This is a genomic window from Citricoccus sp. K5 (assembly GCF_902506195.1).
In the GTDB taxonomy this organism is placed as follows: domain Bacteria; phylum Actinomycetota; class Actinomycetes; order Actinomycetales; family Micrococcaceae; genus Citricoccus.
Map to the genome: position 1 here is coordinate 2,393,230 of NZ_LR732817.1, position 24,933 is coordinate 2,418,162.

At 70.9% G+C, this 24,933-nt stretch carries 23 protein-coding genes and 2 tRNA genes; 11 read left to right on the forward strand and 14 right to left on the reverse strand.

The genetic code is table 11. The annotated features are described in order from the left end of the window. Positions 1–53 precede the first annotated feature (53 nt). The 8 genes from BOSE125_RS18195 (at position 54) to asd (ending at position 6,072) form a co-directional block, all read left to right on the forward strand. Positions 54–737, forward strand: coding sequence for a response regulator transcription factor (locus tag BOSE125_RS18195; protein WP_159552410.1), 684 nt, complete (start codon positions 54–56; stop codon positions 735–737). Between the two features lie 25 nt (positions 738–762). Beyond that, positions 763–1,749 (forward strand): mycothiol synthase, encoded by a 987-nt coding sequence (gene mshD / locus BOSE125_RS10700; RefSeq protein ID WP_159552412.1) that lies wholly within the window; start codon positions 763–765, stop codon positions 1,747–1,749. Positions 1,750–1,836: 87 nt separating this feature from the next. Continuing rightward, positions 1,837–2,838 (forward strand): NUDIX hydrolase, encoded by a 1,002-nt coding sequence (locus BOSE125_RS10705; protein ID WP_159552414.1) that lies wholly within the window; start codon positions 1,837–1,839, stop codon positions 2,836–2,838. A 14-nt stretch (positions 2,839–2,852) separates the two neighbouring features. After that, entirely contained in the window at positions 2,853–3,200 is a 348-nt protein-coding gene (locus BOSE125_RS10710) for a GNAT family N-acetyltransferase (RefSeq protein ID WP_159552416.1), read from the forward strand. 150 nt (positions 3,201–3,350) lie between these two features. After that, positions 3,351–4,127: a thymidylate synthase gene (locus BOSE125_RS10715; protein WP_236558173.1), complete on the forward strand. Its 777-nt coding sequence runs from the start codon at positions 3,351–3,353 to the stop codon at positions 4,125–4,127. A 22-nt stretch (positions 4,128–4,149) separates the two neighbouring features. After that, a complete protein-coding gene (locus BOSE125_RS10720) occupies positions 4,150–4,668 on the forward strand; it encodes a dihydrofolate reductase (RefSeq protein ID WP_159552420.1) in 519 nt (172 codons plus the stop codon). Next, positions 4,665–4,886, forward strand: coding sequence for an NF038396 family protein (locus tag BOSE125_RS10725; protein WP_159552422.1), 222 nt, complete (start codon positions 4,665–4,667; stop codon positions 4,884–4,886). The genes BOSE125_RS10720 and BOSE125_RS10725 overlap by 4 nt, the downstream gene beginning before the upstream one ends. A gap of 10 nt (positions 4,887–4,896) precedes the next feature. Continuing rightward, complete coding sequence (asd, locus tag BOSE125_RS10730; RefSeq protein ID WP_159552424.1) at positions 4,897–6,072, forward strand: aspartate-semialdehyde dehydrogenase; 1,176 nt, start codon at positions 4,897–4,899, stop codon at positions 6,070–6,072. Here the strand turns inward: asd and BOSE125_RS10735 are convergent. The 9 genes from BOSE125_RS10735 to nirD all read right to left on the reverse strand — a co-directional run bounded on the left by BOSE125_RS10735 (position 6,069) and on the right by nirD (position 14,503). Next, positions 6,069–6,872 (reverse strand): SGNH/GDSL hydrolase family protein, encoded by an 804-nt coding sequence (locus BOSE125_RS10735; protein ID WP_159552426.1) that lies wholly within the window; start codon positions 6,870–6,872, stop codon positions 6,069–6,071. The two genes, asd and BOSE125_RS10735, sit on opposite strands and share 4 nt — an antisense overlap. A gap of 80 nt (positions 6,873–6,952) precedes the next feature. Beyond that, positions 6,953–7,936 (reverse strand): NAD(P)/FAD-dependent oxidoreductase, encoded by a 984-nt coding sequence (locus BOSE125_RS10740; protein ID WP_159552428.1) that lies wholly within the window; start codon positions 7,934–7,936, stop codon positions 6,953–6,955. A 71-nt stretch (positions 7,937–8,007) separates the two neighbouring features. Then, positions 8,008–9,129, reverse strand: coding sequence for a UDP-N-acetylmuramate dehydrogenase (locus BOSE125_RS10745; RefSeq protein ID WP_159552430.1), 1,122 nt, complete (start codon positions 9,127–9,129; stop codon positions 8,008–8,010). Beyond that, positions 9,126–9,551 (reverse strand): MaoC family dehydratase, encoded by a 426-nt coding sequence (locus BOSE125_RS10750; protein WP_371300591.1) that lies wholly within the window; start codon positions 9,549–9,551, stop codon positions 9,126–9,128. Before BOSE125_RS10750 ends, BOSE125_RS10745 begins: the two co-directional genes overlap by 4 nt. A gap of 5 nt (positions 9,552–9,556) precedes the next feature. After that, positions 9,557–10,003 (reverse strand): MaoC family dehydratase N-terminal domain-containing protein, encoded by a 447-nt coding sequence (locus BOSE125_RS10755; protein WP_159552434.1) that lies wholly within the window; start codon positions 10,001–10,003, stop codon positions 9,557–9,559. Positions 10,004–10,071: 68 nt separating this feature from the next. Beyond that, positions 10,072–13,026, reverse strand: coding sequence for an esterase-like activity of phytase family protein (locus BOSE125_RS10760; RefSeq protein WP_159552436.1), 2,955 nt, complete (start codon positions 13,024–13,026; stop codon positions 10,072–10,074). Positions 13,027–13,146: 120 nt separating this feature from the next. Beyond that, positions 13,147–13,386, reverse strand: coding sequence for a hypothetical protein (locus tag BOSE125_RS10765; protein ID WP_159552438.1), 240 nt, complete (start codon positions 13,384–13,386; stop codon positions 13,147–13,149). Next, complete coding sequence (locus BOSE125_RS10770) at positions 13,335–14,111, reverse strand: sirohydrochlorin chelatase (RefSeq protein ID WP_159552440.1); 777 nt, start codon at positions 14,109–14,111, stop codon at positions 13,335–13,337. Before BOSE125_RS10770 ends, BOSE125_RS10765 begins: the two co-directional genes overlap by 52 nt. Continuing rightward, a complete protein-coding gene (nirD, locus tag BOSE125_RS10775; RefSeq protein WP_159552442.1) occupies positions 14,108–14,503 on the reverse strand; it encodes a nitrite reductase small subunit NirD in 396 nt (131 codons plus the stop codon). The genes BOSE125_RS10770 and nirD overlap by 4 nt, the downstream gene beginning before the upstream one ends. Before the next feature lie 185 nt (positions 14,504–14,688). Here nirD and nirB point away from each other — a divergent pair, with 185 nt between their 5' ends. From nirB to BOSE125_RS10790, 3 genes are read left to right on the forward strand one after another with little or no spacing between them, the layout of a single operon-like run. Further along, positions 14,689–17,328: a nitrite reductase large subunit NirB gene (gene nirB, locus BOSE125_RS10780; RefSeq protein ID WP_159552444.1), complete on the forward strand. Its 2,640-nt coding sequence runs from the start codon at positions 14,689–14,691 to the stop codon at positions 17,326–17,328. Then, complete coding sequence (cobA, locus tag BOSE125_RS10785; protein ID WP_236557922.1) at positions 17,325–18,149, forward strand: uroporphyrinogen-III C-methyltransferase; 825 nt, start codon at positions 17,325–17,327, stop codon at positions 18,147–18,149. Before nirB ends, cobA begins: the two co-directional genes overlap by 4 nt. Then, positions 18,146–19,288: a uroporphyrinogen-III synthase gene (locus BOSE125_RS10790; protein WP_236557923.1), complete on the forward strand. Its 1,143-nt coding sequence runs from the start codon at positions 18,146–18,148 to the stop codon at positions 19,286–19,288. The genes cobA and BOSE125_RS10790 overlap by 4 nt, the downstream gene beginning before the upstream one ends. Here the strand turns inward: BOSE125_RS10790 and BOSE125_RS10795 are convergent. The 5 genes from BOSE125_RS10795 to BOSE125_RS10815 form a co-directional block, all read right to left on the reverse strand. Continuing rightward, complete coding sequence (locus BOSE125_RS10795; RefSeq protein ID WP_159552446.1) at positions 19,260–20,858, reverse strand: FAD-dependent oxidoreductase; 1,599 nt, start codon at positions 20,856–20,858, stop codon at positions 19,260–19,262. The genes BOSE125_RS10790 and BOSE125_RS10795 overlap by 29 nt on opposite strands. Then, entirely contained in the window at positions 20,855–23,014 is a 2,160-nt protein-coding gene (locus tag BOSE125_RS10800) for a molybdopterin oxidoreductase family protein (RefSeq protein ID WP_201301184.1), read from the reverse strand. Before BOSE125_RS10800 ends, BOSE125_RS10795 begins: the two co-directional genes overlap by 4 nt. 95 nt (positions 23,015–23,109) lie before the next feature. Next, positions 23,110–24,519 carry an MFS transporter gene (locus tag BOSE125_RS10805; protein ID WP_159552448.1) on the reverse strand — a complete coding sequence of 470 codons (1,410 nt, stop codon included), beginning with the start codon at positions 24,517–24,519 and terminating at the stop codon, positions 23,110–23,112. Between the two features lie 151 nt (positions 24,520–24,670). Further along, positions 24,671–24,744, reverse strand: a tRNA-Met gene (locus BOSE125_RS10810). A gap of 56 nt (positions 24,745–24,800) precedes the next feature. Continuing rightward, positions 24,801–24,872: transfer RNA gene (locus BOSE125_RS10815), tRNA-Thr, on the reverse strand. Positions 24,873–24,933: the final 61 nt, after the last annotated feature.

A 24,933-nucleotide genomic window follows, 5' to 3' on the forward strand; every position in this document is an offset into this window, starting at 1 on the left:
TCCTGCCATTGTCCGAGTCCGTATAATCGTCCTGACCCGGAGAGGAGTCCACCTTGGCCCTGTTGCTGTTGCTCTCCGGAGCGTCCGCCGAACCCGAATCGATTCTCGAGGCTCTCGCCTTCCTGGACCACCGCACCGTCACCGGCCCACCGCGGGCCGAGGCGTTGCTGCGCCACCCCGAGGCCGACGTCGTCCTGGTGGACGCCCGCCGAGACCTGACCGGCGCCCGCAACCTGTGCCGGGCCCTCTCGACCGCCTCCCCCGCGCTGCCGCTGCTCCCGGTGCTGACCGAGGGCGGCCTGGCGGGCTTCTCCCCCGCGTGGGGCGCCCGTGACTTCCTGCTGGACACGGCGGGCCCGGCCGAGGTGACGGCCCGGCTGCGGCTGGCCACCCTCCCCGCACCCGGGGACGCCCCGGGCACCGACCAGCCGATCCGCGCCTCCGGGATCTTCGTGGATGCCACCACGTACACGGCCCAGGTCAACGGCGTGCCGATGAACCTCACCTTCAAGGAGTTCGAGCTGCTCAAGCACCTCGTGCAGCACCCGGGCCGGGTCTTCACGCGCGAACAGCTGCTCCACGAGGTGTGGGGCTACGACTACTTCGGTGGCACGCGCACGGTGGACGTCCATGTGCGCCGGCTGCGCGCCAAGCTGGGCCCGGACCAGGAGCAGCTGATCGGCACCGTGCGGAACGTGGGATACCGCTTCGTCCCGCGCGACGCCCCGGGAGAATAATCCGCGCAGCGACTAGGGTTGCCCCATGGACCACCCGCACGAATCCCCGTCCTTGTCCACCAGTGCCGGCCGCCTGGATTCCGGGCTGCTTCGAGACCTGACGGCCCTGGCCGAGGCGGCCGAGTCCGCCGACGGCAATCCCCCGTTCTCCGACCAGACCTGGGTCGAGCTGCGCACCACGGACGACCCGGACCTGGTCCGGACCGTCACCGCGTGGCTGGACCACCAGGACGGCCGTGACGGCGAACTGGCGGGCGCCGCCGTCGCCATCTCCGCGGGGCCGGGTGCTGGGCCGGGAACCCTCGAACTCGTGGTGCATCCGAACTGCCGCTCCCAGGGCGTGGCGACCGCGCTGGCCCGGGAATTGGATGCCGGCTTGACCGAGAAGTACAACGCCTGGGCGCACGGCAACCATGCTGCCGCGGCCCGGCTGGCCGAGCAGTTCGGCTACACGCCGGTCCGCGAGCTGCTCCGGTTGCGCCTCACCCACCAGGTGTCCCAGGACGACGTGGAGAACGGTTCCCACCGCACCAGCGTGTGGGACGGCACCGCACCCGAGGGCATCACCCTGCGGTCCTTCGTGCCCGGCGCGGACGACGCCGCGTTCCTGGAGACGAATGCCGCTGCCTTCGCCGACCACCCCGAGCAGGGCTCGCTGGACCAGACCGACCTGGACGCCCGGAAGGCCGAGCCGTGGTTCGATCCGGCCGGGTTCATCCTGGCCGAGGACGCCGACGGAACGCTGTTGGGCTTCCACTGGACGAAGATCCACCCCGGCGCCGATGGGCATCCACCGCTCGGCGAGGTCTACGTGGTCGGAGTCAGCCCTCAGGCACAGGGCCGCGGCCTGGGCCGGGTGCTGACGGTGGCGGGCATCCGCTACCTGCAGCAGCAGGGCGTGGAGGCGGTGATGCTCTATGTGGATACGGACAACACCGCGGCCGTGGAGCTCTACCGCAAGCTCGGCTTCGTCCGCTGGGACACCGATGTGATGTACACCCCGCGCGGGTAGTCGAAGCCCTGGCCGGTCTTGGCCACCGGGCGTTCAGCGCCGGATACGATGGGGCGCCACGCCCCCTTTTCCGAAAGTGGATCCCGCATGCCCCAGACGGCAACCCGCTCGACCGCCGACTTCCACGACGCCGCACCCTCCGCCCCGGTCCTCGCCGCCGGGGTGGTGCCTTGGCGCGCCTCGGGTCAGGGGCTCGAGGTGCTGGTGATCCACCGCCCCCAGTACGACGACTGGTCCTGGCCCAAGGGCAAGCTGGACGACGGCGAGACCCTGCCGGAATGCGCGGTGCGGGAGGTCCGTGAGGAGATCGGGCTGGTGGTGGACCTGGGGCTGCCGCTGCCGACGACGCGGTACACCATCGGCGCTTCCAAGACGCCCAAGGAGGTCTGGTACTGGGCCGCCGAGGCCTCCCGGACCACCCCGGTCCCGGACGGCCGCGAGGTGGACCGCACCGAGTGGATGAGCGTCAAGAAGGCCCGCGCCGCCCTGACCAATGCCACGGACCGCGAGCCGTTGGAGGCCCTGGTCGCGGCCCACCGCAACAAGACCCTGCGCACCGCCCCGTTCATCATCCTGCGCCACGCGAAGGCGAAGCCCCGCTCCTCCTGGTCCCGCGCGGAGGACCGGCGGCCGCTCGCGGCCACGGGACAGCGGCAGGCGATGTCCGTGCGTCGTCTGCTGGGGGCCTGGAACCCGGACAAGGTCATCACGTCCCCCTACCTGCGCTGTGTGGAGACGGTGACCCCGTATGTGAAGGACACCAAGCGCGGGTTCAAGGAGCTGGGCGCCTTCAACGAGAAGACGGTGAAGAACAAGCCCAAGAAGTCCCGCAAGGAGATGGCCGCCCGGCTGGGCAAGCAGCGCTCGACCCTGCTGTGCACCCATCGGCCGGTGTTGCCGGAGATCCTCGAGGTGCTCAAGGACGAGGTGTTGGTGAACGGGGCATCGGAATCCCGGGACGCCGTCCTGGCCGCCCTGCCCCGCAAGGATCCCTATCTGAAGCCCGGTGCGGTCATCGTGGCCCACCAGGCCCTGGACGCCGGCGGAAAAATCGTGTCGGTCGAGGTCTACGACGTCTGGGACGACTGAAGTAGCCTCATCGCATGAGCACCCAGGGCAGCAGCACCGAGACCCCGAAGATCGTCCATGACGACCTGCACGTGGAGCGCGACCCGGACCGCGGCCGGATCGAACTGTGGCAGAAGGAGCAGTTCATCGGCTTCCTCGGCTACACGGAGCAGACCGTGGGCGAGGACACCGTGGTGATCCTGCAGCACACCATCATCGACGAGGCCTTCGGCCGCCGCGGCTACGCCCGTGCGCTGGTGACGATCGTGCTGGAGCGGCTCAAGGCCGAAGGCTTCCTGATCGTCCCGGAATGCTCCTACGTGCAGGACTACCTGCGTCGCTACCCCGAGTACGCGCCGTTGGTGTTCGACGGCGAACTGTGATTCTTGCGCCCGCCGCGCGCGCCGGGCGGGGCTGTGGTCGAGGGCGGCGGGTTTCAGCCCTGAGGAGACGGTGGAACTGCTGACGGGGGTGGCCCGTAGAATGCACGGGTGAGCATCTCCACCCCGTATGAGGACCTGCTGGCCGATGTCATGGCCACCGGCGCCGCCAAGACGGACCGCACCGGCACCGGGACGCGCAGCGTGTTCGGCCGGCAGTTGCGGTTCGACCTCGGCGGATCGTTCCCCTTGATCACCACCAAGCGCGTGCACTTCAAGTCCGTGGCGCTGGAGCTGCTGTGGTTCCTGCGCGGCGACTCCAACGTCCGCTGGCTGCAGGAGCGCGGCGTGAAGATCTGGGACGAGTGGGCGGACGAGGACGGTGAACTGGGCCCGGTCTACGGCGTGCAGTGGCGGTCCTGGCCCACGCCGGACGGCGGGCAGATCGACCAGATCGCGAAGGTCGTGGACTCCATCCAGACCACCCCGGACTCGCGCCGCCACCTGGTCACCGCATGGAATCCGGCGGAGGTGGACCAGATGGCCCTGCCCCCGTGCCACGCGATGTTCCAGTTCTACGTGGCCCCGCAGGAGAGCGGCCCCGGCCGCCTCTCCTGCCAGCTGTACCAGCGCTCGGCGGACCTGTTCCTCGGGGTGCCGTTCAACATCGCCTCCTACGCCCTGCTGACCGTGATGATGGCGCAGCAGACGGGACTGGAGCCCGGCGAGTTCGTCTGGACCGGCGGCGACTGCCACATCTATGACAACCACGTGGACCAGGTCACCGAGCAGCTCTCCCGGGACCCGTTCCCCTACCCGCAGCTGAGGTTCAACCGGACCCCGGAGGACATCTTCAGCTACGCCCTCGAGGACTTCGAGCTGGTCGACTACCAGCACCACCCGACGATCAAGGCCCCCATTGCCGTCTGACAGTACCCCCATCCGCATCGGCATGATCTGGGCCCAGACCCCGGATCGCGTCATCGGCGCCGACGGCTCCATGCCGTGGCACCTGCCCGAGGACCTCGCCCACTTCAGGGACCGCACCCACGGCCACCCGGTCATCATGGGCCGGCGCACCTGGGACTCGTTCCCGGAGAGGTTCCGGCCCCTGCCGGGACGGACGAACATCGTCGTCTCCCGGCGCCAGCAGTCGGCGGACGCCATGCGGGCGGCGGGCGCCGTCGTCGTCCCCGGGTTCCAGGAGGCCCTCGAGGCCGCGAGCGAGGCGGACGGACTGGACCTGATCTGGGTGATCGGCGGGGCCACGCTGTACGAGCAGGCGCTGGATGTGGCGACCCTGGCCGAGATCACCGTGATCGAGACCGACGCCGCCGGTGACACGTACGCCCCCGCACTGGACGGCCAATGGACGCGGACCTCTCTCGAGGAGCACCGCACCGGCTCCGGCACCGGCTACCGCTTCGAACGGTGGGAACGCGCCCACGACGACCACGAGGACCACTCATGAGCGAGCTGCTGAACAAGACCACCCTGACGTTCATCGCCTTCGTCGCCTGCCCGATCCTGGGCCTGGTGACCGCCGTGATGGGCCTGGTCATGATCTTCACGGACAACGTGGTGATGGGCGTCGTCTTCCTGGTGGTGCTCACCCAGGTGTTCATCTTCGGCGGACTGTGGGCCACCCTGAAACGCAAATCACTGACCGAGGACAGCTCCGGCCAGTAGACTGGGGGGCATGCTTTCCCCAGATTCAGCACTCCAGACCGCTTCCGACCCCGCCGCCAACCCCACGGTCGGCCTCATCGGCTGGCGCGGCATGGTCGGCTCCGTGCTCCTGCAGCGGATGGCCGAGGAAGGGGACTTCGACCGCCTGAACCCGGTGTTCTTCTCCACCTCTGCCGCCGGTCAGCCGGCGCCCGCCGTGGACGGACTGCAGGGTGATGCGGGCATCCTGCAGGACGCCTACGACATCGAGACGCTGGCCAAGCTGCCCGTCATCCTCACCACCCAGGGCGGCGGCTACACCTCCGAGGTCTACCCGAAACTCCGCGCCGCGGGCTGGGACGGAATCTGGATCGACGCCGCCTCGACGTTGCGCATGGAGGACTCCTCCATCATCGTGCTCGACCCGGTGAACCGGAACGTCATCGACGCCGGCCTGGCCGCGGGCGTCAAGGACTTCGTGGGCGGCAACTGCACCGTCTCCTGCATGCTCATGGGCCTGGGCGGGCTGTTCAAGGCCGGCCTCGTGGAGTGGGGCACCGCCATGACCTATCAGGCGGCCTCCGGCGGGGGTGCCCGCCACATGCGCGAACTGCTCACCCAGTTCGGTGACCTCCACGGCGTGGTGGCGAACGAGCTGGCCGACCCCGCCTCCGCCATCCTCGAGATCGACCGCAAGGTCACCGCAGCCCAGCGTGACGGGTCCCTGGACGCCTCCCAGTTCGGCATGCCGCTGGCCGGATCCCTCATCCCCTGGATCGACGCGGACCTCGGCAACGGCATGTCCAAGGAGGAGAAGAAGGCCGGGGACGAGACGAACAAGATCCTGGGTCACTCGGCAGCCCAGCGGGTGCCGTTCGACTCCCTGTGCGTACGCATCGGCACCCTGCGCTCGCATTCCCAGGCGCTGACCCTGAAGCTGACGCGGGACGTGCCGCTGGACGAGATCGAGCAGATCATCGCCTCGGACAACGAGTGGGTCTCCGTGGTGCCGAACACCAAGGAGGCCTCCATGGCGGACCTGACCCCGATCGCCGCCTCCGGTGCCATGACCATCCCGGTGGGCCGTCTGCGCAAGATGGAGATGGGCCCCGAGTACCTCTCCGCGTTCACCGTGGGCGACCAGCTGCTCTGGGGTGCCGCCGAGCCGGTGCGCCGCATGCTGGCCATCGCCACCGGCAACCTCTAAGGCTTGCGCCGCTGACGGTACGTCTTCTTCATGCCGTCCGCAGGCAGGAAGGGCTCGGGCCATTTGGGCTGCAGCTCATCGCCCAGCGTGATTCCCCGGAACCGGCGGCCGAACATGGGCAGCACCCACTGGCGCAGCCACTCCACGTCCCGGCTGACGGACTGAACGGGCCCCACCCGCTCGCTCGGCCCGAAGGGGTCGAACTCCAGCTGGTGCCGGACCCCCAGGATGTTGAGGATCTGGATAGCCATGTAGCGGTGCCCGGCGCGGTTCATGTGGAGCTTGTCGATGTCCCACATGCGGCGGTCGCGGTAGGCGTCCCACGTCCAGTAGTCCACCAGGGTGACATTGTCCGAGTACCGCCGGGCGAGCGTCCGCACGTGGTCGTTGAACGCCCAGTTCCGGCGCTTGAACGGCTCCAGCACGGGGTGCAGCGGTATGTCGAACCCCGTGAAGAGGAGCACCCGCGCCCCGGAGGACACGAGGCGTTCCACCGCCCGGGTGTACGTCTGCAGGACGGGACCCAGGTCCTTGCGCAGTTCGAGCAGGTCGTTGCCGCCCGCGTAGAAGCTGATGAGGTCCGGATTCATCGCCAGAGCCGGTTCGATCTGCTCCTCCACGACCCCCGCGAGGCGCCGGCTGCGGATCGCCAGATTGGCGTAGCGGCTGTCCGGGTCCGCCTTGGAGAGCTGTTTGGCCACCCGGTCCGCCCAGCCTCGCACCCCATTGGGGTGCCGGGTGTCCCAATCCCCCACCCCCTCGGTGAAGGAGTCCCCGATGGCCACAAACAATCCGCCCATGGTGGGTGACGGTAGGCACGCCACCGGTCAGCGCCGTGACGAGCCGGTGACGGCCATGTGAAGCGCGGCCGAATGTTGCCTCACGCGTCCTGCAGCCGCTCCATCACCAGTTCCGCGTTGAGCCGGGCGGCCGCCAGGGTCCCGGCGGCCGCAGCGGCCCCGACCTGGGCCGAGAGGTCCGCGACGTTGCCAGCGGCCCAGACTCCCGGGACACCGGTCCAGCCGGTGGCGTCGACCGGGATGAAGCGGCCCATCGGGTTCTCCTCCGTCGGCACTCCCAGGCCCTCGAAGGCCTCCGTCCGGGCAAGCATTCGCGGGGCCACCACGAGCACCTCTGCGGGCAGCAGTTCGCCGCTGCCCAGGCGCACCCCGGTCAGCCGGGCCTCACCGTTCTGAATCTCAGACTCGACGACGGCCGCCTCCCCCGCGATCACCTCGACCCCGCAGGCGGCCAGCTGGCGGGCCTGCTCCGCGTCCAGTCCAGGCCCATGCAGGGTGTCCTCCAGGAATCGCACGTCAGCACTGAGCTGGCTGAACAGCAGGGCCTGATGCACCGAGTTCGCGGAGGTGCCCAGGACCAGGATGGAGCGGTCCCGCACCTCCCAGCCGTGGCAGTAGGGGCAGTGGATCACGCTGTGACCCCAGTGCTCGGCCAGACCGGGAATCGGCGGCAGCTCGTCGACGAGCCCCGTGGCGATGAACAGCTGGCGCGCGGTGAGGACCGTTCCGTCTGCCAGGGTCGCCTCGAAGCCGGCATCTCCATCGCCACTCTTCAGCCGGCGGACCGAGGCGATCTCCCCCTCCAGGACCACTCCCCCGTAGCCGGTGACCTCGCTGCGCCCGGCGGCGAGCAGCTCGGCGGGGCTGACGCCCTCGCGGCCCAGCAGGGCATGCACGCCGTCAGCGGGGGCGTTGCGCGGTTGGCCGCCATCCACCACGGTGACGGAGCGCCGGGACCGGGCCAGGGTTACGGCGGCGGCGAGGCCGGCCGCACCGCCTCCGGCGATGAGGACGTCCAGGGCTTCAGGACTGCGAGGGCTACCGGGGGTCTGGTTCTGGTTCATGACACCATCATCGAACCGATGATCCCGTTTGGCAATCATTCTTGCCGAATGGCAAACCCGGCGGGTGTGGGTTAGAGCACGCACCCCACGAGCACCGGCTCGGGGTGCAGGCGCACACCCCACTGCGCCTCGACGCCGTCCCGCACCGTGCGGGCGATCGCCAACAAATCCGCCGTGCTCGCATTGCCTCGGTTGGTCACCGCGAGCGTGTGCTTCGTGGACAACGACGCGCGGGCGCCGGCGATGGCCTGCTCGTCCGGCCCCAGCCCGAAGCCCTTGCCGAAGCCGGCGCGGTCGATGAGCCATGCGGCGGAGAGCTTGACGAGCTTCTCGCCGTCCTCATCCTGGCCCGCGCCGTAGGCCGGAGCGTCGGCGGGCAGGTGCGCCCGGACGGACGCGGGGACGATGGGATTGGTGAAGAAGGAACCCGTGGACCAGGTGTCCTGATCCTCGGGGTCCAGGACCATGCCCTTACCGGCCCGTAGCCGCAGCACCTGGTGGCGGACCGTCTCCAGCGGAGCCGCCTCCCCCTCGTCCACGCCGAGGGCCTGGGCCAGTTGGGCGAAACGGACCGGGGCGATGCTGCCCGAGCGGTGCAGCCGGAAGTCCACGGAGAGCACCACCCACCGGGGAGTGGAGTCCAGCATGCTCCGCTTGATGACGGAGTCGCGGTATCCGAACCGCAGGTCCTCGTGGCTCAACTCGACCAGCTCGTCCGCCTGGCGGTCCCAGGCCTGGACGGACACCAGAGTCCGGGAGACGTCCGAGCCATAGGCGCCGACGTTCTGCACCGGGGTGGCGCCGGCGGAGCCCGGGATGCCGGAGAGCGCCTCGAGCCCCGTCAGGCCCTGCGCCACCGTCCAGGCGACGGCCTCGTCCCAGTCCTGGCCGGCGGCCATCCGGACGAGAACTGATTCGCCTGTCTCCTCCACAACCTGGACCCCGCGGAAGGCGAGCTGGACCACGGTGCCGGGGAAGCCGGCGTCGGCCATCAGGGTGTTCGAACCGCCGCCCAGGATCAACAGGGGCGTGCCGGCAGCATCGACAGACCGGATGGCCTCCGTGGCGGCCTCGGTGGAGTCTGCCGCGACCCACCCGGCGGCAGGGCCTCCGACCCGGCTCGTGGTGTACTCGGCCAGGCGGACGCCGGCCTCGATCTCCGCAGGCCCCGTGGTGGCCGCCCGCCCACTCACGCGGCAGTCCCCTCCGAGACCCGGACGACGGCCTGCGCCTTGGTCAGGACTTTGGCGTCCCCGTGCCCGGCATCGGTGACGCTGAGATCGATCCGGACCGTGCCGGCGTCGTCATCGATCTTGCCGACCTTGCCGGAGACGGTCAGGGTGGCGCCCTCGGTCTCATCGACGGGGACCATGGCGGAGAAGCGGGTCTGGTAGTCGAGGATGGCGCCGGGGTCCCCGCACCAGTCGGTGACGAGCTGGACGGCGGCGCCCATGGTCAGCATGCCGTGGGCGATCACGCCCGGCAGGTCCACCGAACGGGCCGTGGACTCGGACCAGTGGATCGGGTTGAAGTCGCCCGAGGCCCCCGCATACCGGACCAGGTCCGCACGGGAGAGCGTGACGGTGGTGGTGCCGATGGAATCGCCTTTGTCCATGGTGATCATTCCTCTCCGCGGACCAGCAGGGTGGACCGCACGGTGGAGACGGCCTCACCGCTGGTGGTGGTGATCTCGGTGGCCGTGGTGACCATGGTGTGGCCGCCGAGCGACTTGACCGATTCGACCGTGGTGGCCCCGATGAGCTCGTCGCCGGCCACGGCCGGGCGCCGGTGGGTGAAGCGCTCGTCCGCGTGGACCACCCTCGAGAAGTCGATGCCGGCGTCCGGATCGGCCACGACGGCGGCCTCGGCCCGCTGCGCGAGCGTCACCAGGAAGGTGGGCGGGGCCACCAGGTCGGAGTAACCGAGACCCCGGGCGGCGGCGAGGTCCGTGTGCGCGGGATGCGTGGCCTGGACGGCCGCGGCGAACTCGCGGATCTTCTCCCGCCCGACGACGTAGGGCTCGGTGGGCGGATAGGTCCGCCCCTGCAGGTCCGGGTTCACGCCCACTGCGGTACTCCTCAGGTCCGGTGACATCGACTGACAGCCTACCGCCCGGCGCCCCCTGCCCTGGTTCCTCAGCCCTCCTGCGCGAGGCCGTGCTGGTGCATGACCTTGGCGACCTCGCCGCGGCTGATCGGCTCGTACGGGCGGTACTCGCCGTCCCGGTAGCCGTTGACCAGCCCTTCGGCGGCGGCCCAGGAGATCGCCTCGTAGTACGAGCCGGAAGCCGGCACGTCCGGGAACACCGAGACCTCGGGAGCGGTGAAGCCCTCAGGATCCACAGCCCGGTAGAGGAAGGTCACGAACTCCGCCCGGGTCACGTCCTGGCCGGGCCGGAAGGCACCGTCCGTGTAGCCCTCGGAGACCGGGGTGCCGTCGGAATCGTCGGCGGCCCAGGCGATCGGGGTGAAGTGCGGGGCCCCGGCCGGCACGTCCGGGAACACCGGGGTGTCCTGGTCAGCCGGGTCGGTGGTGTAGTCCGGGGCCAGGTAGCGCTGCAGGAAGGCCACGGACTCGCCACGGGTGATCTCGGCCGCCTTGCGGTAGGTGCCATCGGTGTAACCGGTGGTCACCCCAGCGGCCTGCATCCACCGCACCGGTGCGTAGTACACCGAACCGGGCTGATTGTCCGAGAAGTCCGCCACCGGCTCACCGGAGTCGCCGAAGACGTCCGCGGCCGGGCCGAGGTTCAGGAAGACGGTCTCACCGGTGGCGTCTTCCACCCCGTCGTTGTCCGTGACGGCGTAGACATTCCCGTTGCCGGCGATCGTCAGCCCCTCCAGCTTCTCCTGGGTCCAGCCGTTGAGGTCCTGCAGCTGGGGCAGCACGTCGACGGCTCCGGTCTTCTCGAGCACCGGAACCTCCTCGGCTGCCTTGCCGCCACCGGCACCGGTGGCGGCGCCGGCCTCCGGCACGTCCGCCGTGAACACCTTCTTCAGGGCCGCGTCCGGGCCGTTGAGCTTGTCCCGCTCGATGACGGCGAGGGTGTCCTCGTCCACCGCGGTGATCTCGCTCAGGCCGATCCAGTCACCCTCCACGTCCGTGGACTCGAGCTCGTAGCCGAACCACTCCCACGCGCCTGCGCCGCCGTCGGCGGCCGGGGTGAACTTGCCGATGCGGGCGAAGTCCTCGCCGGCGGCCTCGCGCTGGACGGCGGTGTAGAGCACCGCGTCCTCACCGGAGCCGACGCCGGTGACGCCCTCGAGGCCTTGACCCTTCAGGCCCGCAGCCACCTCGGCGGGCAGGTCGACCGAGGCGAGTTCCTGTCCCTCGGCGTCCACGTGGATCAGCTGGTTGCCCTCGGATCCGACCTCACCGTCGGTGAGCGCGGTGCCCTCGACGGCCAGCCAGAACGTGCCGTCCGCATCGGCCCACAGGCCTTCAATGTCGTACCCGTGCTCCAGGGCAAGCTCGGAGGTGATGGTGGCCGGGCCGCCGTCGTCAGCGGTGGTGGTGTCCACCGTGTAGATCCGGGACGGAGACAGGAAGTCGTCCGGTGCCGCATAGAGCTGGTCATTCTCGCCCGGCACGGCGGACAGGGCGCCCAAGGCGGACCAGGTGATGGGCTGGCCGGCCGACCCTGCCGGCCCGGTCGCGTCCGCGGACTTCAGGGTCGGTACCGCCGCGGGCCCGTCCCCCAGTTCGAAGACCTGGACGGTGGCGCGGACGCCCACCTCGGCGTCGTCCTCCTCGGAGGAGACCACCATGAGGTTGCGCTCCGGGATGGCCAGCAGGCCCTCGGGGCCGTTGGTGGACGGCATCAGCTGGGTGAAGACCGGGTCGGACGGATCGTCGACGTTGTACACGGCCACGAAGTTGCCGCGTTCGGAGCCGACGAAGGCGTAGGTGGTGTCGCCGTAGGTCTCCACGGTCAGGCCTTCGGGCTCGGCGCCCTTGTTCTCGGAGCGGTGTTCGGGGAACTGGCCGTAGCGGTGGGCGAGGTTCTCGAAGGAGTTGCCGGCATCCCAGACCACGCTGCCGAAGTCCTCCGACTCCGGATCGGCGTTGAAGACGGTCCAGCCGCGGCTGCCGCCCTTCCAGTCACCCTCGTTGGCGGTGGCCACGTGGTCGTTGCCGATCCAGCCGATGGCGTCCGGCTCCCGCACGGTGTCCGTGATCGAGCCGTCCAAGGACAGGTTGCCGTCCTCGGAGGCGTCGATGCCGTCCACGGAGACGGCACCGGCGCTGAAGTGGTCGATGACCTCGCCCGTGGCCGCATCCAGGATGACGACGCCGTTGTTCTCCTGCAGGGTCAGGGCGGCCTTGGTGCCGTCCGGGGAGAATTTGATGTACTCCGGCTCCGGGTCCTCGGGGGTGTCCAGGCCGGCCAATCCGGTCAGGTCCGTGTACCGGATCGTCTCGGCGGTCAGCGCGGTGATGTCCTGGGCGGCCAGGTCGATCACGGCCAGCTCGCCGGCGGGCAGCTGCGGCAGCCCGCCGTCCACGTCCTCCCGGTCCTCATCGCGCTGGTTCTCCATGGCGATCATCGCGGTGGTGCCGTCGGGCGAGACGTCGATCGAATCGGGCTGGCCCTTCAGCTCCACGCCGTGGATCAGTTCGAGGGTCTCCGGGTCCCAGAACTCGACCTTGCCACTCGGGTGGGTGAAGTCCTCGGAGGTGTCCGCGACCACGATGATGAAGGCCTCGGTGGCGTACACGGAGGTCGGGGATCCGTCCGTGGCCTTGAACCCGGCCGCCCGCGGGTTCTCCGGGTCCGTGATGTCCACGAAGCCGATGCCCCCGGCCTCGGCGTCGGTGTGGATCACGGTGTTGCCGTCCGCGGTGACGGTGGAGATCTCGGCGACCGTGGGGGCGGACGGGTCCGCCTGGGGGTCCGCGGCCAGCTGGTTCTCGAAGGCCGGCAGGGTGGCCAAACGGTGGAAGGACTGGCCCTCAGCGGCCTCGCCGTCGGGCACTGCGGGCACTGCAGGCGCTGCGGGTGCGGCGAAGGCCGGAGCGGCGAAGGCGCCGGTCAGCACGGCAGAGAGGCCGAGTGCCACGGCACCGGACAAGCGACGGTGAGTACTCATGTCGGGGATACCCTTTCGGGGAACGGGAGGGGACCTCACCATCCAATCCCCCCTGCCCCCTCCTTCCGTGGCCGCCAGGAGTCCACCGGATGAACGCTGGGCCAGCGGACGGTGACGGGCCTAGCGTCCGGCCTGCCGCGCCTGCCGGTGGCGGCGCTGGGCGTCCCGCGCCCGCAGCACCTGCGCCACGAGGTGGGTCACGAGTCCGAAGCCGATGAGGCCGATCGCGGCCCACTGGATGGGCTGGACCTGCACCCCGCCGCCGATCAGTGCCAGCACGATGCCGAGCAGGATGAGTCCCGTGCCGGTCAGCAGGGTGATGCGATAGGCCTTCGAGCCGTTGTCCCAGGGGTTGAACACGCATCCACCGTATCCCTGAATCGCCTCAACACGAGATCCACGAGCTCTTCGGGCACCGGGCCGGCCTGCCCCAGCAGCGGAATCGTGGTGGCCTCGGCCCCGGCGGCGGCGGCCTCGGAGACCAGCAGCGACTGGAAGTATCCGGGCGCCAGGAGGTAGCTGAGCACCAGGACCGGCCGTCGGGGGTCTCGAGAGCACAGGGCCCCGACGGCGGCCGCGACCCGGGGTTGCGCGGCCGAGAGGTAGGCCTCGGCCACGGGCGTGCCGAGCCGTTCGGCCAGGCGGTACGCGACGGTGCGGCAGTCGGCGACGGCGCCGGCGTCGGTGGATCCGGCCGCGCCGAGGACCACCTGGTGGTGCCCGCGCACGAACCCGGCGTCCACGGCCCGGCGCGCGAGAAGGTCGACGAGGAGCTCGTCCGGACCCAGCGCGGGGGCCACGGGGATGCCCTGGGCGGCACGCCTGAGGTCCACCTTGACGTGGTAGCCGCCGGACAACAGCACGGGCACGACGACGGCGCTCCGGTCCGCCGGCAGGCCCGCCAGGACCTCCCCCACCTGCGGCGTCTGGACGTCCACATGCGTCAGCAGGACCTCGACCTCGGCTTCGCTCTGCTCCCGGACGGCCAGGGCGAGCGCGGAGATCCGCGCCTGTCCTACCGGGTCCGCGGTCCCGTGGGAGACGGCGACGAGGGTGAGCGGTTGGTCATGATTCTGCTCCGTCATGCGGCCTGCTCATGGCGTCCGACAGCGACGATCCCGTCCCGCACCCGCACGGGAAAGGTGGCCAGTCTCAGCGCCGGGTCGGTGAGGCACTCCCCCGTGGCCAGGTCGTAGACCTGCTTGTGCAGGGGCGAGGTCAGGGTGGGGCGGCCGCCCCGGGAGCCGACGATCCCGCGGGCCATCACGTGCGCCTTCGCATACGGGTCCCAGTGTGAGACGGCGACCACCTCGTCCGAGGGCAGCCGCACCACGGCGACCTGCACGTGGTCCACGAGTGCTGCCTCCGCCCACAGGGGCTCGAGCGCCTCGAGCGGGCAGACCGGCTGCCAGTCGGTGGTGGCGTGGGTGGCGGAGGTGGCGGGTTGGGTCGCGGGGTGCACAGCCGTGAGTGTCATGGACCCACCGTACGAATCGGTTGTTTCCGTGAGTCTCGCGGGATGTTTCACGCGTGCAACGTTGTGCTCTCCCCGCCCCTGGCCACCGGTGTGAGAGCCACGTCATGCAGCCGTTACACGAGGGACACGGCCGGGAAACCGCCGGCTCGTAGCGTCGATGGCCTACGACGCAAGGGGATGGACTCATGACCGTGCAACCCGACCAGCAGCCCGACCAACCGCCCGCAGGGCGATCCGCGGAGCACCACACAGGGCGAACCACCGAGCGGCCGGCCCTCCGGACGATCGCCGTGATCGGCGGTGGCCCGGCTGCCCATCGGCTGGTCGAGGCGCTGTTGGCCCGCAGCGGGGACGACCTCCGGATCGAGGTCTTCGCCGAGGAACCCTGGGCTCCCTATGACCGGGTGGCGCTGTCCCGGCGGTTCACGGATCCCCAGGACCCACTGGCCCTGGAGCCCCTGCCGGCCGGGGACTCCCGCCTCAAGCTGCACGTCGGTTGCCGGGTCACCGGGATCGACCCTGAGGCGCGGACCCTCACGGCCCTCAACGTCGGCAGTACCGGGAATGCCGCCGGAGACGAATCCATCCTGCCCTGGGACGAGCTGGTCCTGGCCACCGGCAGTGACGCCGCCCGGCCGGCGATCCCCGGGGCCGGGGACATGACCGTCTACCGGACCATCGAGGACGTGGACCGGTTGCGGCAGCACGTGGCGGACTTGGCCGAGCGGCTCGGGCGCACTCCACGCGCGGCCGTGATCGGCGGCGGCCTGTTGGGACTGGAGGCGGCCGGTGGCTTGCGGGTGCTCGGCGCGGACGTCACCGTCGTCCACTCCCGGCCCTGGGTCATGAACGCCCAGCTGGACGAGTTCGGCGGACGGACGCTGAACCGCCTGCTGCGCGGTCAGGGATACGTCCTGCGGCTCGGCGAACGCCCCAGCGCCCTCGAGAGGTCGGCCCGGGGAGATGTCCTGCGCTTCCCCTCCGGCGAGGACCTCGAGGTGGACCTGGTGGTCGCGGCCACGGGGATCACAGCGCGGGACGAACTCGGAGCGGGGATCCTCGAACTCGGTCCACGGGGCGGGTTCGCCATCGACGAGCGGTGCGCCACCTCGGCACCGCACGTGTGGGCCATCGGCGAGGCCGCCAGTTTCGAGGGCGAGTGCATGGGCCTGGTCGCACCGGCCAACACGATGGCAGAGGTGGTCGCCGACCGACTGTGCGGCGGGACCGGCACGTTCCCCGGCTTCGACACGGCGGCCAAGCTCAAGCTCTCCGGGCTGGACGTGGCCAGCTTCGGCGACGGCTTCGCCTCAGCCCCCGGCGCCCTCGAGGTCGTCTACGCGGATCCCACCGGCGGCCTCTACCAGAAGCTCGTGGTGTCCGAGGATGCCCGCACGCTGCTCGGGGGGATCTTCGTGGGCGATGCCACCCCCTATGCGTCCTTGCGGCCGTTGCTGGGGCGGGAGCTTCCCGGGGAGGCGGGGGCCTTCCTGTCCGCCGCCGGCAACGGGGCGCCCGTGGACCTGCAGATGCCGGACGACGCCCAGATCTGCTCCTGCCGGGACGTCAGTGCCGGCGATCTGCGCGCCGCCGTGTGCGGCGGCTGCCCGGACCTCGGGGCACTCAAGGCGTGCACCGGCGTCGGGACCCAGTGTGGTTCCTGCCTGCCCGCGGCCCAGAAGGTCATGGAGCAGCAGATGGCCGAGCTGGGAATGGAGGTCTCCACGGCGCTGTGTGAGCACTTCGCCCTGTCCCGGTCCGAGATGTTCGAGGCCGTCCGCACCACGCGGCTGACCACGTTCAGCGAGATCGTCGCCCGTTTCGGCACCCCGGCGGACCCGTCCGTGAACCTCGGCTGTGATCTCTGCAAGCCCGTGGCGGCCTCGGTTCTGGCCACCCTCCATGGGGAGTACATCCTCGGCGGGGACCGCGGCGGCCTGCAGGACACCAATGACCGTGCGCTGGCGAACATGCAGAAGGACGGCACCTACTCGGTGGTCCCCCGCATCCCGGCCGGCGAGATCACGCCCGCCAAGCTCGCGGTGATCGCCGAGGTCGCCGGGGACTATGGGCTCTACACCAAGATCACCGGCGCCCAGCGGATCGACCTGTTCGGGGCCCGCCTGGATCAGCTGCCTGGCATCTGGGAGCGCCTGGTGGCGGCCGGGTTCGAGTCCGGCCAGGCCTACGGCAAGGCATTGCGCAACGTGAAGTCCTGCGTGGGCTCCACGTGGTGCCGCTTCGGCGTGCAGGATTCCGTGGCCATGGCCATCACGCTCGAGGAGCGGTACCGGGGCCTGCGCTCCCCCCACAAGATGAAGTTCGGCGTCTCCGGCTGCGCCCGTGAGTGTGCCGAGGCCCGCGGGAAGGACGTCGGCGTCATCGCCACGAGTGAGGGCTGGAACATGTACGTGGGCGGCAACGGCGGAGCCACCCCGGCCCACGCCCAGCTGCTGGCCAAGGACCTCGACGACGAGACGCTGCTGCGGTACATCGACCGGTACGTGGTCTACTACATCCGCACCGCCGAACGGCTCCAGCGCACCGCCCGGTGGATGGAGGAACTGCCCGGGGGCCTCGACCACGTCCATGATGTGGTGGTCAAGGACTCCCTGGGGATCGCCTCTGACCTGGAGCAGGTCGTGGCCGAACACCTGGAGACCTACCGGGACGAGTGGGCGGCGACCCTCGAGGACCCCGAACGGCTGCGTCGCTTCCGCGGCTTCGTCAACGCACCGGAATCACCGGGCCTGCCAGACGCACCGGAGGCCGGCCCCGTCGTGGTGGCAGGCCCACGGATCCCGGTGCGGGGAGGCCAGCGATGAGCCCGGCAACGGACATGGAATTGGCCCCCGGGAGCGTGGCCCTCGTCGGTGGGGGGCCGGGTGCGGCCGACCTCCTGACGGTGCGGGCGATGCGCCTGCTGCGGCAGGCCGACGTCGTGTACTTCGATCGGCTGGCCCCGAGCGATGACCTGGCCGTCTGGGCCCCCCGGGCCCGGCTGGAGGACGTCGGCAAGCGGCCCGGGCACCACAGGGTCCCGCAGCCGGAGATCAACCGGCTGCTCGTGGCCTCGGCACTGGCCGGGCTGCGCGTGGTCCGCCTCAAGGGCGGGGACCCCTTCGTGTTCGGCCGCGGCAGTGAGGAGGCCGCCGCCTGCGAGCAGGCCGGGGTGCCCGTGACCGTGGTCCCGGGCATCACCTCGGCCGTGTCCGTGCCGGCCGCGGCGGGGATCCCGGTCACCGCTCGCGGGATCAGCAAGTCCTTCACGGTCGTCTCCGGCCACGACCCCCTCAGCGAGGAGGAACTGGCCGGGTTGGCCCAGCTGGGCGGGCAGGGAGGGACGGTGGTGGTGCTCATGGGCATCGGCACCCTGGGCCACACCGCCGCCGGCCTGATGCGGCACGGGTTGGACGCCCGGACGCCGGCAGGCCTCGTGGAACGCGGTTGCACCCCTCAGCAGCGGGTCTGCCTGGCCCCGCTCGAGACGATCCTGCTGGCCTCGGCGGTGGAGGGCATCGCCTCACCGGCCGTGCTGGTCATCGGCGAGGTGGTGCGGCTGGCCCCCGGTGCAGAACTGCCCTGGTCCGGGCTGACAAGTTTGGCGGGGCTCACTGGGCTGACCGGTCTCGTGGACAACGCATGAGTGAGCCGACCACCGTGGCCTCCGTGGCTCCGGCCCTGCCCCCGACGCTCGCCGGCTTCCGGATCGGCGTCACCTCGGACCGGCGCAGCGAGGAGCTCATCAGTGCCTTCGAACGCCGCGGTGCCGAGGTGATGCACGCCCCGGCCCTGCGGATCGCCCCGCTGACGGAATCCGTGACCCTGCACCGGGACACCCGCCGTGTCATCGGGGCCCTGCCGGACTATGCCGTCATCACCACCGCGTATGGGATGCGCCGGTGGATGGAGGCCGCGGACGCCTACGGTCTCGGCACGGACCTGCACCGCACCCTCGCTGCCGCCGCCATCCTCGTCCGGGGTTCCAAGGCCCGCGGTGCCGTCCGGGCCGCTGGACTCGACGACGTCGGCTCACCCGAGGACGAGCGAACGGCGTCCGTGGTGGACCTGCTCCTGGCACGGAACCTGTCCGGTCGCACCGTGGCCTTCCAGCTGCACGGGATGCTGGACCATCACCAGATCGCCCGGCTGGAGAAGGCCGGCGCCCGGGTGCTGACGGTGATGCCCTACACGTGGGCCCGGCCCACGGAGGACTCGGCGCTCCTGCGGATGATCGAGGCCGCCATCGACCGCCAGCTCGATGTGCTCACCTTCACGGCGGCCCCGGCGGTGGAGGCCTTCCTCGCCGTGGCCCAGCAGTACGGACGGCTGGACCCCCTCCTCGAGGCGTTGCGGACGGATGTGGCGACGGCCGTCGTCGGGAAGGTCACCGCCGGGCCGCTGCACGAGGCAGGACTCCAACCGCTGATTCCCTCCCGGTGGCGCCTCGGCGCGATGATCCGGTTGGTGTGCGATCACCTGGAGCAGCAGCAGGTCCTGCGCATCCGGACCCAGTGGGGTCCCGTGGAGATCCGCGGCGCGCAGGTGCACCTGGTGGATCACGCGGCCGATCCCGTTCAGCTCGCCCCGGGGCCGATGGCCCTGCTGCGTGAACTGGTGGGCGCCCAGGGAGCCGTGCTCTCACGCGGGCACCTGCTGGAGGCCCTGCGCCACTGCGAATCCGAGCATGCCCTGGAGATGCTGGTGTGGCGGCTGCGCCAGCAGTTGCCGGTTCCTGGACTGGTGGCCACCGTGGTCAAGCGAGGCTACCGGCTGGCAGTCTGACCGGCGGTCCCGCCAGCAGCGCCTCGATCCGGCCCCGGCACGTCCCACAGCCGGTTCCCGCGCCGCAACGGCCGCCGACCTCGTCCACGGTGGCGCACTCCATGGCCGCCTCGTGGACCTGTCCGGCGGTAGCCCCCGAACACCGGCACAGCACGTCCTCCGGTCCCAGCTCGCGGTCAGCGGCGGCGTGCTCCGTCGCCAGTAACGCGGAGCGATCCGCCACGGGCAGGGTCCCGGTGAGGGCGTGCCGGGAGAGTTCCGCGGCCGAGCGGGGCAGGCCGATGGCCACGAAGCCCAGCAACCGGGACCCCTGCGTGACGATACGCAGGTACTGTCCCGCCACCGGGTCCGCCCAGGTGGACACGCTCGGGCCCTGCGGATCCCATGGGTCTGCGGTGAGATCACCCGCGCAGGCCACGGACAGCGTGTGGGACTTCACCACGATGGGGTCCAGGCGGCTGGTCGAGGCCGGGGTGCCGGGAGTGGGCCTGGGGACGGGGCGGCCAGCGGCATCGCGTTCCACCGCCTCCGGGACGCCGGCCTCGGTCCGGAGGGCACCGGCGGCGGCACGGGCCTGGTCCCAGCCTGGCCCGATGAGTCCACTCGACCGGGCCCCCAGGACCGCGGCACAGTCGCCCACCGCGAAGACGGACGGATCATCCGGGCAGCGCCCGTTCCGGTCCACCACGATTCCGCCGCGGGGCAGTGTGTCCAGTCCGGCGGCCGCGGCGAGCTCGTCACGGGGGCGAACCCCCGTGCAGGCCACGAGCAGGGTGGCCGGGATCCGGCGCCCCTGGGTGGTGCGGATCGCGGTGAGGTGGGGGACGCCGTCGTGCACGGTGGCCCGGTCCTGTGCTCGGGCGGCGACCACGAGTTCCTGCACCCCGCAGTCCGGCCGGACCTGGATGCCGGCGGCGAGGAGCTGGCGCAGCAGCAGCCGGCCGGAGTCGGGATCGAGCTGACCGCCCAGGGGAACGTGGCCGCGGTGCAGCAGGGTGACCGCGGCACCGACCTCGGCGAGCGCCAGGGCCGCCTCCACGCCGAGGACGCCGCCACCGAGCACCACCACCGGCTCGGCGTCCCGCACCGCCTGGTGCAGGCGCCGGGCCTCGGCCAGGTCCCGCAGCGCCATGACGCCGACCGGACGGACCCCGGCAGCCGCCGGGACGGAGATGCCCCGTCCCACGGAGCCGGAGACCGGGAAGTCCGGGATGACGGCCTGGGCGCCGGTCGCCAGCACGAGCCGGTCATAGGGAACTGAGGCGCCAGGGGTCCCGTCGAGAATCGCGGTCTTCCGGTCCCGGTCGAGGGCCACCACCTTGACCCCGCACCGGACCACGACGCCGGCCAGCTCCCCGTCCTGCGCGTCGAGCAGGGACAGGGCGGCGCCGTCGACGCGGCCGCTGGCCACGTCCCCCAGGCGGATCCGCTGGTAGGCCGGGACGGGCTCCTCCCCCAGGATCGTCACGTGGGCCGCGCCCGCCTCCAGGGCCGGGCGCAGCTCCTGGACGAGCCGGGCCGCCACCGGCCCGCCACCCACCACGACGATCCGCAGGGGCCCGCGGCTCATGACGGTGCCCCGTCCACGGATGGCGCAGGGTGCAAGGTCACGGGGGTGTTCTTGAACTCCGGCATCTGGCTCTGGGGATCCAGTAAGCCGGCCGTCAGCCGGTTCGCGGCGCCCCGGCCAGCGAAGTGGAAGGGGACGAACACGGTGTCCGTGCGCAGGCCGGCATCGAACACCACGCGGGCCTGCATGCTCCCCAACGTACTGCGCAGTTCGGCGTGGGCGCCCTCGACCAGCCGGAGCCCGCCAGCCGTGGCGGGGTGGACGCTGACGGTGGCCTCGGGGTGCACGCTGAGCAGGTCCGGCACCCGGCGCGTCTGGGTCCCGGACTGGTAGTGCTCCATCAGCCGTCCGGTGGTCAAAGTGATTCCCTGGGCCGAGGGAGGCTGCGGGTCCCGGACAAGGATCGGCCCGAGATGTGCTTTGCCGTCCGGGTGGCCGAAGGACTCGGTGAAGACTCGCGGGGTGCCGATCACCGGTTCGCCGCTGACGGTGACCTCCTGGGTGCCGGGGTGGGTGCCGGGGTCGTGATCGTCGAGGGGCCAGTAGGCGGCGACCTCGCCGAGACGATCCCAGGCCACGCCGGAGTAGTCGGCCCGGGAGCCCGCCGTCACCCGGCGGATCTCCTCGAAGACCTCGGTGGGTTCCGAGGCCAGCGGCACGGCACTGCCCAGGCGGCGGGCGAGTTCGGCGAGGATCCAGAGCTCGGAGCGGGCCCCCTCCGGTCCGTCCACGGCCCGGGAGCGACGCAGTAGGCGGCCCTCGAGGTTGGTCAGGGTGCCGTCCTCCTCAGCCCACTGCAGGACGGGCAGGACGACGTCCGCGAACTCCGCCGTCTCGGACCGGAAGAAGTCGCAGACCACCAGCAGCTCCAGGGCCCGCAGCCCCTCCTGGACGTGCTGGACGTCCGGGGCGGAGACCGCCACGTTGGCACCGTGCACCAGAAGGGCCTTCACGCCGTGCTCGGTCCCGAGGGTGTGGAGCAGTTGGGTGGCCGCCAGGCCGGGTCCGGGCAGGGCATCCGCCGGGAGGCCCCAGTGCCGGGCCGTGACCTCGCGGTCGGCCGGGTCGGTGATGGAGCGCAGGCCGGGCAGCTGGTCCGCCTTCTGGCCCATCTCCCGTCCGCCCTGGCCGTTGCCCTGACCGGTGAGGGTGCCGTAGCCGCCGTGCCGGGTGCCGGGCAGGCCGAGGAGCAGGGCCAGACTGATGGCCGCCTTGGCGGTGTCCGTCCCGTCCCGGTGCTGTTCCACGCCGCGGCCGGTGAGGATGAAGACCGGATCCCCACCGGACTTCGACGCGCGGGCGGCCGCCGCCAGGTGCCTCGCCAGCCAGCGGATGCGCCCGGCCGATACCCCGGAGACGCTCTGGCCCCGCTCCGGCCACCAGTCAGCGACAGAGCGGCGGAAGGATGACAGTCCCGTGGTCCGGCGGGACAGGTAGTCCTCGTCCGCGAGTCCCTCGGCGAGGAGCACGTGGGCCACGGACAGCAAGAGGGGCAGATCCCCGCCGGGGGCCGGGGCCAGGTGGTGCCCGGCGCCATCCCCGGTGAGCTGCGCGGTGGCCGAGCGGCGGGGGTCCACCACGATCAGTCCGCCGTGGCTGCGGGCCTTCTCCAGGTGCTGAACGAAGGGCGGCATGGTGTCCGCCACGTTGGATCCCAGGAGCAGCACGGTGCAGGCCGTATCCAGGTCGGTCAGCGGGAACGGCAGGCCGCGGTCCAGGCCGAGGACCTCGGTGGCGGCCTTGGCGGCGGAGGCCATGCAGAACCGCCCGTTGTAGTCGATCCGGGAGGTGCGCAGCGCGGTCCTCGCGAACTTGCCCAGGGTGTAGGCCTTCTCATTGGTCAGCGAGCCTGAGCCGAAGACCCCGATGGCGTCCCGGCCGTGGCGCTGCTGGAGGGCCGTGATCCGGGAGGCCACGAGGTCCAGGGCCTCGTCCCAGGTGGCCTCGCGCAGGGGTGCACTGTCCCGGTTCGCTCTGCCGCGAGGGACGCGGTCCCGGATCAGCGGGGTGGTGAGCCGGTCCGGTCGGTCCCCCAGCAGCACGGCGGAGGTGGCACCCTTGCGGCAGAGCCGGCCACGGTTGGTCGGGAACTCGGCGCCCGTGACGGTGATGGGGCTGGCGGCGGGACTGGCGGCGGGCTCGACGGTCAGGGTCATCGAGCACTGGAGCGCGCAGTACGGGCAGTGCGTCCGGGTGGCTGTGGCTGTGGCTGCAGGGGCGGGCGAGGGGGGTGGGCGAGGGGGTGGCCAGCTCAGACATTGGCTCGGGCCAGGGCCGTGCCGGGGCGGCGGTAGACGAGGTAGGTGAACACGGCCAGTCCCAGGTACACGGCGGCGAGGACCCAGAAGGCGGCGTCGAAGGAACCGTTCGCGGTGTGGGAGGCCCGGAGTACCTGCGGGATCATGAAGCCGCCGAAGCCGCCGACGGCCCCGATCAGGCCGAGGGCGGCGGAGGCCTTGCGCTCATGGCCGACCGGGTCCCCGGCGGGGACGGTCAGGCGGAACACCAGCGGGATCATCCGGTAGCTGGAGCCGTTGGCGATGCCGGTGAGGGTGAACAACGCCAGGAACAGGCCCAGGTAGAGCCAGAAGTTCTGCCACGGCAGGGTGAGCACCACGGCGGCGGTCACGGCGGACATCGCGATGAAGCAGCCCAGGGTGACGCGGGCCCCGCCGCGGCGGTCGGCCAGCCTGCCGCCGAAGGGCCGGGCCAGGGAACCGACGAGCGGCCCCAGGAAGGCCATCGAGATGGCGGCACCCCAGAGTTCCAGACTCGTGAACGCGGGGAACATGAGCGAGATGAGGGTGGGGAACACGGAACCGAAGCCCATGAACGAACCGAACGTCCCGATGTAGATCACGGAGATCAGCCACAGGTGCGGCTCGCGCAGGGTGGACAGCGAGCCCCTCAGGTCGTTGCGGGCGTGGGAGAGGTTGTGCATGTAGCGGTGCGCGCCCCACGCGGCGAGCAGGATGAACGGGATCCAGATCAGCCCGGCCATGGGCAGGTTCGGCCCGAAGGTCCCGAAGGCCAGCAGGGTGACGGCGAGGGGGACGAGGAACTGGGCCACTGCCACGCCGATGTTGCCGCCGGCCGCATTGAGCCCGAGGGCGGCCCCCTTCTCGCGGGCCGGGAAGAAGAAGGTGATGTTGGCCATGGAGCTGGCGAAGTTGCCGCCGCCGAAACCGGCCAGGGCGGCCACGAGGTAGAGCACCCACACCGGGGTCTCGGGGGTGGACAGCGCGAAGGCGAGGGCCGTCGTCGGGATCAAGAGCAACAGCGCGGAGATGACGGTCCAGTTGCGGCCGCCGAACAGGGCCACGGTGAAGCTGTAGGGCACCCGCAGCACCGCGCCGACGAGCGGTGGCAGGGAGACGAGCCAGAACTGCTGGGAGGTGCTCAGGTCGAAGCCGGCGGCAGGCAGGAAGACGACGGTGACGGACCAGAGCTGCCAGACGGCGAACCCGAGGAACTCGCAGAACACGGACCAGTGGAGGTTACGCCGGGCGGCAGACCGTCCGGGGCCGTTCCAGAAGTCTGGGTGTTCCGGTTGCCAGTTGCTGATCCAGCGGCCGGGGCCCATGACGAGCCGGTCCGTGGGTGGTGCCTCGGTGGTGCTCGGGGTGCTGTCCGTGCCGGCTGGTGTGCTGGTGATGGCCATGACGTCACCCTGCCAAGAGGGTGTTTCCGTCAGCGTCGCCGGAAGATTTCCGCGAGGGAAAAGGTATCTCACCGGGTGCCGGGAACGGGGTGAGACGAGGGTGAGACGAAAGAGGACCCGGATCCTCGCCGAGGGTCCAGGTCCTGTTCCGTAGCGGCGGGGGGACTCGATCCCCCGACCTCACGATTATGAGTCGTGCGCTCTAACCAGCTGAGCTACGCCGCCATGGAATGAGTCAGCCCGTGGCCGCGACATCTCGCAACGCACGGGCTCTCATTCAGAGCCCCGACCGGGAATCGATCCCGGGACCTCAGTCTTACCAAGACTGCGCTCTACCACTGAGCTATCGGGGCAACGACGTGAAACTCTACCAGCGATTTCCGTACGAATGAAATCGAGGTGGTTCCACGGTCG

Coding starts and splice junctions, on each gene's coding strand:
- mshD (WP_159552412.1), top strand. CDS start 763: ATGGACCACCCGCACGAATCCCCGTCCTTGTCCACCAGTGCCGGCCGC.
- BOSE125_RS10705 (WP_159552414.1), top strand. CDS start 1,837: ATGCCCCAGACGGCAACCCGCTCGACCGCCGACTTCCACGACGCCGCA.
- BOSE125_RS10710 (WP_159552416.1), top strand. CDS start 2,853: ATGAGCACCCAGGGCAGCAGCACCGAGACCCCGAAGATCGTCCATGAC.
- BOSE125_RS10715 (WP_236558173.1), top strand. CDS start 3,351: ATGGCCACCGGCGCCGCCAAGACGGACCGCACCGGCACCGGGACGCGC.
- BOSE125_RS10720 (WP_159552420.1), top strand. CDS start 4,150: ATGATCTGGGCCCAGACCCCGGATCGCGTCATCGGCGCCGACGGCTCC.
- BOSE125_RS10725 (WP_159552422.1), top strand. CDS start 4,665: ATGAGCGAGCTGCTGAACAAGACCACCCTGACGTTCATCGCCTTCGTC.
- asd (WP_159552424.1), top strand. CDS start 4,897: ATGCTTTCCCCAGATTCAGCACTCCAGACCGCTTCCGACCCCGCCGCC.
- BOSE125_RS10735 (WP_159552426.1), bottom strand. CDS start 6,872: ATGGGCGGATTGTTTGTGGCCATCGGGGACTCCTTCACCGAGGGGGTG.
- BOSE125_RS10740 (WP_159552428.1), bottom strand. CDS start 7,936: ATGAACCAGAACCAGACCCCCGGTAGCCCTCGCAGTCCTGAAGCCCTG.
- BOSE125_RS10750 (WP_371300591.1), bottom strand. CDS start 9,551: ATGGACAAAGGCGATTCCATCGGCACCACCACCGTCACGCTCTCCCGT.
- BOSE125_RS10760 (WP_159552436.1), bottom strand. CDS start 13,026: ATGAGTACTCACCGTCGCTTGTCCGGTGCCGTGGCACTCGGCCTCTCT.
- BOSE125_RS10770 (WP_159552440.1), bottom strand. CDS start 14,111: ATGACGGAGCAGAATCATGACCAACCGCTCACCCTCGTCGCCGTCTCC.
- nirD (WP_159552442.1), bottom strand. CDS start 14,503: ATGACACTCACGGCTGTGCACCCCGCGACCCAACCCGCCACCTCCGCC.
- nirB (WP_159552444.1), top strand. CDS start 14,689: ATGACCGTGCAACCCGACCAGCAGCCCGACCAACCGCCCGCAGGGCGA.
- cobA (WP_236557922.1), top strand. CDS start 17,325: ATGAGCCCGGCAACGGACATGGAATTGGCCCCCGGGAGCGTGGCCCTC.
- BOSE125_RS10790 (WP_236557923.1), top strand. CDS start 18,146: ATGAGTGAGCCGACCACCGTGGCCTCCGTGGCTCCGGCCCTGCCCCCG.
- BOSE125_RS10795 (WP_159552446.1), bottom strand. CDS start 20,858: ATGAGCCGCGGGCCCCTGCGGATCGTCGTGGTGGGTGGCGGGCCGGTG.
- BOSE125_RS10800 (WP_201301184.1), bottom strand. CDS start 23,014: ATGACCCTGACCGTCGAGCCCGCCGCCAGTCCCGCCGCCAGCCCCATC.
- BOSE125_RS10805 (WP_159552448.1), bottom strand. CDS start 24,519: ATGGCCATCACCAGCACACCAGCCGGCACGGACAGCACCCCGAGCACC.